Origin of the sequence: Croceicoccus hydrothermalis (assembly GCF_022378335.1) — a bacterium.
Taxonomy (GTDB): Bacteria; Pseudomonadota; Alphaproteobacteria; order Sphingomonadales; family Sphingomonadaceae; genus Croceicoccus; species Croceicoccus hydrothermalis.
The window spans coordinates 1-8,360 of sequence record NZ_JAIQCI010000066.1; the positions used below are offsets into that span (position 1 = coordinate 1).

Here is an 8,360-nt window from a genome sequence, read left to right on the forward strand (position 1 = left end):
AGTCAACTACACCACCAGAATGAGGGGTCCCATTTAGACGCCGATCACCCCGCTAACGGGGTCCCTTTTGCACGCCGGTCCACATATATGAAATCGAAGCAGATCGAGAATGGCGGCGACTCCGACCAGGTCGATATTCCGAACTGGCGCCTGCACGATATTCGCCGGACAGGTGCCACCAATCTCCAGTCACTCGGAGTTCCGGTGGAAGTCACGGAAAGCGTGCTGAATCACATCAGTGGCACGCGGGCAGGGGTTGCCGGTATCTACAATCGCTACAAGTACGACGCAGAGAAGCGCACCGCACTAGAAGCGTGGGATGCCAAGCTCAGGTCACTAACGGAGTAGGCGCTCAGGCCTTCTTCTTCCGCCCGCGCTTCTGGCCCGGCTTGCGACCTAGGCCGATCTTCACAGCAAGATCGCGGCGGGTTTCAGCATATTCGGGAGCGACCATAGGGTAATCGGAGGACAGATCCCAACGCTGGCGATACTCGTCTGGCGTAAGATTATGCTCGGTAGATAAATGGCGTTTCAGCATCTTCATTTTCTGGCCGCAGTCCAGACAAACAAGATGATCTTTCTTCAACGAAGCCCGCACCGATACCGCAGGCTCCGGGCGAGCTTCAGACGACAAGCCTCCGCCAAGACGGGAAAGCGCGGCATGCACGTTCGAGATGAGGCCAGAGACGTCGTCTACACCCACGCTATTGTTGCTGACATGTGCTGACACAATATCGGCAGTCAATGTGATCAGGGTTTCTTTATCCAGCGCAGTATCTTCCATTAGGCCCTCTCTTTTGTAGCAATCCCGCGATTGCAATTTAATTGAAGTCCATTGCAGTTATGCCGCACCCTGCACATAAACAAGGCGCGTTTCTTGCCAATTCAGGATCGGGATGCTCCTGATAAAAAACCATAGCGCTATTTCTGCGGCGATGAGTAGCATCGCCATCTCCGGCACTACTTTTATCTCTGGCGAGCATGGCTCTGCCATGCCGCCTGCCTTCCGGCGAGGATGGGAGGGGGAGGGAAAACCGCAAACCGATGCCCTGGTGCGGGCCAGCGGGCAAAGCCCGCCACCCGGGGGCGTCTGTTTGCGGTTTCGGGAACGAGAGGGCGAAGCCCTTGGCGTTCCCACGCAAGGATCGCGTCAGCGATCGGTACAAACAATGGTACCCTTGCGACGGCGCGAAGCCGCCGGACGTCCTGTGCGCGCGATCAGTGCGCCAGCGGGTGTCCGGCAATGAGAGAGGCAAGAGTGCCTGCGGGTTAGCTCAAAAACGCCGCGCCCTCAGGAGCGCAGAATGCGCGGGACAGAGCGCGTCCTCCGGAAACTCCCGCTCAACTTACAACTGCTCCTGATCGTCACCCGAATGGGCCGGGACTACAGGCCCGGTCCGCGCAGCGGATAGAGCGGGTCGCCCGCAAGGGCAGCCCAACCCACACTTTGGTCTGCGTGGAAAAGTAACATTTCTTTTTATGACACTCTAAAGACTGCCGATTTTTAGATGCAAAAGTGCTGGCGACTATGCCGCGTCGGTGAAAAAAGAAAACAATCGCGGCTCACGCGGGAATTGGATCTCGTCATCCCACTGGAATTGATCGGCGCGTTCCCGAACTACAGTCTTCAACTCTCCGTTCTTGTCACGCTTTTTACCGAGGATGACAACCTCGCCCTCGTCCCGAAGCTTGGCTAGGCCACTGTCGACGAGCTTTCCGACCACCGGCGTATCGTTAGCTCGCGATTCGAATAGCGATCGCTTCGTGACGATTCCTCCGTTCTTCCAGCTCTCCTGCAAAAGCAGTGGGATCTGCTCGAGGAGCTGCGATTTCGAGCGAGCTTCGGCGTCGTCGTCAAACATGTAGTCCATCATGCCTTGCCTAACATCGACGTTGGGGTCGAAGCCGAGGGCATTGAGGCCCGCACTGCCGAAGTGCTCCATCGTGTTGCTCGTCTCCCAGAACACGTTGCCCATCTCCTCGCGAGCCTGATGGTGCTTGGACAGATGGATGAGCCAGTAGTCCCGGTGGGATTCCGGCGGATGGACGAAGAACGGAGTGTAGAACGCTGCCCCGGTACAGTCGAGGATATGCTTGTAGACCGTGTTCTGAATGGCCCGCTTCCAACCCTTCGCCCCATTCTCATCCTTCATCTCGAGCAATGCCCGGACATCCTCGCGTGCATAGTCGATTGCCGCCAGCGCGCTGAGGGTCGACGTCTTCTCGTGCAAGAGGTTGATGAGAGAATCGACCATGAAGGTCAGGACCACCTCGGGATTGATCAGCTCTGCCATGATGCGCCTGACGGTGGCGAGCTTCACGTCACTCCAGCCGTACTGGTCGAGGAAGAAGAGCGAGCGATGGGCGCGCCCTTTCTTCCTTATCGCCGTGATCACGTCCGGAATGGCTTCCTCGAAGGTCGAAGCGACTAGTCTGATATTGTTGCCGATGAGATTCCCGTAGCCCCGCTTGATGAGTTCGTCGCGCAGGAAGGCGACATGAGCGGCCTTCTCGTCGATGAAGACGAAGTCGACATCGAGATTGAAGTCCTCCCTTCTGGCGGTCAGCGTCATCCTAGCGGCCTCGATCGCTTCGATAAGTCGCAGGGGTGAACCGGAGATGGTGGCGCCATCGAGATCGTAAAGACCACCGCCGCAGAAGCCATCGACAATCGTAACTTTCAACTGAGACTGCACGTGGTTCTTCGTAAGAGTGCTGATGTATCGGTCGACGTAATTGTCATATATGTCGTGCTTGGCGATGCTGTGTTGTCCGAGCGCCGGCAGAGGCTTACCGGGTCCCCAGTGGTACCCTGTTTTGTACTTGGCCCCGATCACACGTTGTGGACGAGCAAGCTGGCTCGATCCCGGTAGGGCCAGGCCGAGTTGCGCCGGATTGTACTTTTTGGACATTCTTGTGGCTCACTCGGAACGGGACGGGAACGTAGATCATGTGACGCTAGGACTGATTTTGTCCAGCCCCCAAGCGTTGACTTTTCCGCCTTTTCTCTCCGACGAGGCATCATTCGGTTGCCTCGTGATTCGCGTCGTGACATTGTTTCTATTATGTTCCGAGGTGATTATGGCTGACAACAGTGCAATCGAATGGACAGACTCAACGTGGAACCCGGTCACCGGGTGCACGAAGATCACGGACGGCTGCGAGAACTGCTACGCCGCGCGTTTCGCCGAGCGCTTCCGTGGTGTGCCCGGGCATCCTTTCGAGAACGGATTCGACATCACGCTGAAGCCGCACAAATTGGACCAGCCGATCCGCTGGAAGCGCCCGAGGACGATCTTCGTGAATTCAATGAGCGACCTGTTCCACAAACAGGTGCCAACCGAATACGTCGATCAGGTCTTCGATGTTATGGAGCAGGCCGACCACCACCGATATCAGATCCTCACCAAGCGAAGCTCACTGATGAGGAGATATCTGAGGCGGCGTTATGCCGACCGCGCGGCGCCGGATCACATTTGGCTCGGTGTCTCAGTCGAGCACGCGGGAGCACGGTCCCGGATTGATCATCTCCGCCAGGCACCGGCCGCCGTCCGCTTCCTGTCTGTGGAACCTCTGATCGGCCCCACTGGTCCTCTCGATCTCGAGGGGATTCACTGGGTCATCGTCGGGGGGGAAAGCGGCCCTGGCTGCCGCCCGATGGAGGCCGATTGGGTCCGGGAAGTTCGCGACGAGTGTGTTCGCCAGGGCGTCGCCTTCTTCTTCAAGCAGTGGGGTGGCATCCGTCCGAAGTCGGGTGGCCGCACTCTTGACGACCGACTCTGGAACGAAATGCCGCGAGCAGCATAGCTCGCAGTCACGGATGCAACTTGGGATAGTGTCGACGGCGCCAGCATTCGATTTCCGCACGCTCGTCGGCATCAATGTCATAAAGTTGGTAGACCACGGCATCGATTTCGGCAGCCTTCGCGCGAAAGTCGTATGCGGGATTTTTCTGTTGCTGGGCAACGATCTCGTCGACGAGGTCAGAAATCTTCTTCGCCTCGGAAGGATCAGGCATCACGATCGGCAGATCGTCGATCTGGCTGTCCACGCCGTGATTGATGAAGCTCTTGGCGAAATAGCGCAGCAGCGATGAGGAGAGGATACCGAGGAGCACCCGGCGGTCTAGGACATCACACAGGATAACCGAACCCTTCTGGTCGAATACTCCGCCGTGGCTGAGACGATAGGTCGGCGAGTAGATCCCGGTGTTGGAGAAGCTGATGCCGGTGCTGAAATACGATTCCGAGTTCTGGAACCGCGCACCTTTCAGCGTTTTCATCTCGCTTACCGCGTTCTCGGACCAGTCCACGTAGAACTCCACCGGCCTCCAGTATTCGGCCAGCAGTCCGTTTTCGATGTCTGCCGCGCCTGACTTGTCGAGGGGAACCCAGTAACGATCAGCAGTTGGGTCGTTTACCTGGATTCCCTGCGCTTTCTCTATATCGGTGAGGCCTGCAAGCGCCTTCCCATCGACAACGCGGCCTAGATCGACATCCTGATAGCCGCCAGCTGCCGCACCACCGGTTGCACCTGGCGCTACGCGATAGAACCGAGTGTTCGCCCCTGACTGAAGCCCGATCTTCACGCTAGCGATCTTGCCCAAGCGAACGACCGCTCTCGTCCTTATGGTCTGCGCCCTGACGGAGAGCGTCTGTCCCTTCCCGTGAGGAAGGCTTAGATCGATGGGCACCATCGTCATGTCGGCCATGAAGTCGTAGAGTGAGGGCCTGCCCTCGAAAATCGGTTTGTTGCGATAAGACGGGATGACGCCCTGCCGTACCTTGTACCGCTTGGCGATTTCGTCTTCGAAAGGCCATGCTTTATGGGCATCGGGGTCGGCCAGGATCGCTTCATATGCGCGAGCGAGTTCCGATCCATTGGTCTTGGGGTGGAAGCGCCAGAAATCGTAGAACTGGTAGTAGTTCTGCTCCCGGGCCTTCGGATCGTCACACCGCTCCAATTCGAGGATCACCGGAAAGGTGTCGATCCCAGGGAAGGTGGCCCGGTGCAGTTTTATCACCCTGATGATCTTGGATCGGGAGAGGATGGTCTCTCTCAGCTTCCTGTGACTCCCAATGGTCAGGAAAGACGAACTGACTATGAAGATGACCCTTTTCCCCTCGGGCAGCCTCGCCAGTGCGTTCGCAATGAAATAACCGTAGCTGTCCTTGCTCTGCAAATCGTAGATCGCATCGTAGCCCGGCCCTTTGAGTACTTTCACACCATAGGGCGGGTTGCCGATGATCAGATCGGGATCGATCGCACGTTGAGCGCTTTCCTTCAGATTCTTGGCGGATGCCAGATCGGACGTTTTATGGATGTCGAAGCCCACGTTCGGATCGACGGTGATCGGATCAAGCGAATTCTGCGTATCGACCGAAAGGTCGGCCCGCCATACCTGTCGGCCAGACCCTTCGCCTCCCGGTGCTACGTTGTCTTTCAAGTGCTCAAGGAAGGTCGACAGCAACGTGAGCTGGACGGCGAACGGGTCGATGTCACGACCGTAGACGTGGGTAAGCGCCTCGGCATGCGCGAGTTGGGGATCCTCAACGAATGAAGCGGCCTTGCGCTCTTCCATCACCTCGTCGACGTATCGACGGTAGATTTCCCGGAAGAAGTGCCCGGATCCGCATGCAGGTTCGACGATCTTGTGGCCGCGGAACTTTCCCAGCGCGAGCCTTCCCAACTGGACCATGAAACGCATTGTCACGTCAGGGGTGTAGACCGCCCCCAACTCAGAACGGATTTCATCACCGATCAGCTTCTCGTAGAGATCGCCGATCACGTTGCTGCGCTTGGAAGCCGAGCCATAGATAATCGCAGTTCGGATATCGATCGAAATCAGTTTTTCATGGATGATTTCGAGGGTCGCATCGGAGGGCATGAACCTGTCATAGTCACGCGCCTGGAATAGCTGACCATATCGGCTCATGTTGACTGAGAAGCCGTAGCGGAAAATGTCCGCCCACGACACGTTGGCAATGTCCATGCCGAGCTTTCGGTAGAAGGCCTTCGAGCGGGCGAAGACCTTGAGAGCGATCGCTGTATCCTCAGCGTTCAAACCGTTCAGAACCTTATATCCGAAGAGGCCGCCGATCTGGTCGTATTCGCGATGAGGGAAAAGCGTGTGTATTACCCTCTGGCTGTCGCTCCCACGCGCCAGGTCCTCGATCAGCTTGATGAAAAGCACCTTGATCGTGAAGTGCAGTGCTACACCCTCGATCGCCTGCCGTATCGCTTCCTGAGTTCTTGCTGCTTCTGTACTTCCCTTGGCGGTCTCGCCCAGAAAGGTCCGGCGAGCTTGAATGATCCGCTCGAGATGGTCGCCGAACGAATGCTGCTTGAGATCGAACTTTGACGTCGCCGGATCGCGGAACAAGGCGGCAATATCACTGGCAATAGCAGTCTTGAACGACTTAAGCAGCCTTAGAAGATCGGCCTCGGTAAGCATTTGGCGGACTTCGCCGGGGACTTCGGCGATGATCTGCTTCCATTCCACGACCGGAATGTCGTTGTATATCGGCCTTCCATCGATCGGATTTATGGTCGTCGAGATCTGGAGGAAGCGATGCTCCCGTCCGTTCGAAACGACGAGAAACGGGACGGGGCGGTCAAAGAAATCGGAAGTAGCATAGCTCCGCGCTTGGGCCACGTCGTCGTCCGTCAGATCATGCCTGTAGCGCTTCCCCTCCATCACGACGTAGGGATAACCGCCGGAGAGATAGAGCCCGTCGTATCGCCCATGTCCCCCGTCGCCATTCGGTAGGGTGTGCTGGGCTTGGTAGTCCAGGCTGGAGGCGTCCGGGAAGTGGTGCTGCGATGCGAGCCAGGGCAGGATCAGCTTATCGACCGTGTCCTGCTCGGTGTAATCTTCGAACTTCGGGTTCAACTGGCTAGGCACCAGGAGTCTCCTTCTTCGCCAGTAACTGTGCGCCGCCCATGCCAGCGGCATCCTCGATCGATCCGGGTATATGTATCCATTCGGCATCCAGAGCCTTTAGGCACTGCATCAGGAAGACAGCCGTGAACCGCCCGCGAGCCACCTTGTTGCGCAAGTTCACCTCGTTGTCGTGCACGCCGATGGTTTCGAGCCGTTCGGCAAGAACAGCGTAGGACACGCCCCGCTGCATCATCGCGGCACGCAGAACGTTTTTGGCGAGGTCTTCCCAGATTTTCTCGTCCGTCGGCATCGTGACTCAACTCCAGATTCACTACCTTCTAGGACCGGCACAACCGACGGCAAAGCCTTCTGCCAGTGATTCTGGCGGCAGATACATCCATATGTGATTATACATACCTAGACCGGATGGGTCAGATTGGCATATATGATGGTATAAACCATCAATATCCATGGTGCAGGATTTCTTTGCTTCTCCCCAGTTACGTCTGCTTTGCCCCTATTGCGTCCGGAATCCCACTGTCCATTCCGCTCCCGAAGCGGTCCTATGCGATGGGCGCGGCGAACGGCATGAATGGCGCCGAGTCCTGCCTACCCGGTTCCTGAGGGAATAGGCAAAGCTGCCATTCGTAACGATGGACCAGACTGCCTACGCCTACACAGCCGTCCTTCGCGACCACATGACAGTTCATCGTTATCTGCCGATCATCCATGCAGGAAATCGGCAATCCCTTTGGTGAGTTGCCGTATTTGCCTCAATAAGAGAAAAATTGCGAGTAGCGTTATTGGCGTGATAGGAGTGAATATGGCCATGCGGGGCGGCTAGATTTAGTGAAAATCGGGGACGGCGAAATTTTGGAAGCAGCAGACATTGCAGAGCAATTTGAGAAGCATCTCAATAGTCCCAAGCAGTCTTGGCTGCTTGGGGCTGGCGTCAGTTACCCGGCAAACATTCCTCTAATGCTTGCCCTCACAAAGCGCGTGCTTCTTCTAGCCCACTCAATTGTGTTCTCTGACGATGCGGAAGCGCGATCCGTGCTGGACTTTATTACAGGGGATTGTGGCGATGCCTCGCACATTGAGCATCACCTTACCCATCTTGGAGATCTGATATCGATCGCAGAGCGTTCGCGAACAGGATGTGTTGAAATTGGCGGCGCGCGCGTCGCCAAGGAGAAGCTGGTCGATGTTCATAGCGCCTTGATCGAATTAATCGCTTCCATCGTCCGCTGGGGTTACCAAGCGGGCTGGAAAAATGAGGATGGGTCGGTCGGTCAAGCGGAACGCGTCGGCGAACCCTCACAGTCAATTGTGGAAATAACTGGGCACAGTCAGTTCGTGAGTGCGATCTATGGCCCCGGGAGGGCCGGTCTAGCCCGTCCTATTCATGAGGCTGGTCGCTTCGTGTTGGTCCACCGGCGATGTGGCAGTGCCTGATTGACCAAGGTGCACGCCGGCG

The 8,360-nt window shown here is 56.9% G+C and carries 8 protein-coding genes; 3 read left to right on the forward strand and 5 right to left on the reverse strand.

From position 1 onward, the window contains the following. The first annotated feature begins 87 nt into the window (after nt 1-87). Entirely contained in the window at nt 88-348 is a 261-nt protein-coding gene (locus tag K4G67_RS17050; protein ID WP_239807443.1) for a site-specific integrase, read from the forward strand. Between the two features lie 4 nt (nt 349-352). Here K4G67_RS17050 and K4G67_RS17055 read toward each other — a convergent pair whose 3' ends face one another. From K4G67_RS17055 to K4G67_RS17065, 3 genes are all read right to left on the reverse strand, one after another. Then, nucleotides 353-784 carry a Ros/MucR family transcriptional regulator gene (locus K4G67_RS17055; RefSeq protein ID WP_239807444.1) on the reverse strand — a complete coding sequence of 144 codons (432 nt, stop codon included), beginning with the start codon at nt 782-784 and terminating at the stop codon, nt 353-355. Nucleotides 785-841: 57 nt separating this feature from the next. Further along, nucleotides 842-994 (reverse strand): hypothetical protein, encoded by a 153-nt coding sequence (locus tag K4G67_RS17060; protein ID WP_239807445.1) that lies wholly within the window; start codon nt 992-994, stop codon nt 842-844. A 532-nt stretch (nt 995-1,526) separates the two neighbouring features. Next, on the reverse strand, nt 1,527-2,912 hold the full coding sequence (locus K4G67_RS17065; protein WP_239807446.1) for a three-Cys-motif partner protein TcmP: 1,386 nt from the start codon (nt 2,910-2,912) through the stop codon (nt 1,527-1,529). Between the two features lie 58 nt (nt 2,913-2,970). Between K4G67_RS17065 and K4G67_RS17070 the strand changes: the two genes are divergently transcribed. Beyond that, nucleotides 2,971-3,807, forward strand: coding sequence for a DUF5131 family protein (locus tag K4G67_RS17070; RefSeq protein WP_239807447.1), 837 nt, complete (start codon nt 2,971-2,973; stop codon nt 3,805-3,807). Nucleotides 3,808-3,814: 7 nt separating this feature from the next. On the opposite strand, the gene K4G67_RS17075 is transcribed toward K4G67_RS17070, so the two are convergent. Next, complete coding sequence (locus K4G67_RS17075) at nt 3,815-6,904, reverse strand: Eco57I restriction-modification methylase domain-containing protein (RefSeq protein ID WP_239807448.1); 3,090 nt, start codon at nt 6,902-6,904, stop codon at nt 3,815-3,817. Continuing rightward, nucleotides 6,897-7,193, reverse strand: a complete 297-nt coding sequence (locus K4G67_RS17080; RefSeq protein ID WP_239807449.1) for a DUF6471 domain-containing protein — start codon at nt 7,191-7,193, stop codon at nt 6,897-6,899. The genes K4G67_RS17075 and K4G67_RS17080 overlap by 8 nt, the downstream gene beginning before the upstream one ends. Nucleotides 7,194-7,732: 539 nt before the next feature. Here K4G67_RS17080 and K4G67_RS17085 point away from each other — a divergent pair. Beyond that, a complete protein-coding gene (locus tag K4G67_RS17085; protein WP_239807450.1) occupies nt 7,733-8,338 on the forward strand; it encodes a hypothetical protein in 606 nt (201 codons plus the stop codon). Nucleotides 8,339-8,360 lie beyond the last annotated feature (22 nt).

Coding starts and splice junctions, on each gene's coding strand:
- K4G67_RS17050 (WP_239807443.1), top strand. CDS start 88: ATGAAATCGAAGCAGATCGAGAATGGCGGCGACTCCGACCAGGTCGAT.
- K4G67_RS17055 (WP_239807444.1), bottom strand. CDS start 784: ATGGAAGATACTGCGCTGGATAAAGAAACCCTGATCACATTGACTGCC.
- K4G67_RS17060 (WP_239807445.1), bottom strand. CDS start 994: ATGGCAGAGCCATGCTCGCCAGAGATAAAAGTAGTGCCGGAGATGGCG.
- K4G67_RS17065 (WP_239807446.1), bottom strand. CDS start 2,912: ATGTCCAAAAAGTACAATCCGGCGCAACTCGGCCTGGCCCTACCGGGA.
- K4G67_RS17080 (WP_239807449.1), bottom strand. CDS start 7,193: ATGCCGACGGACGAGAAAATCTGGGAAGACCTCGCCAAAAACGTTCTG.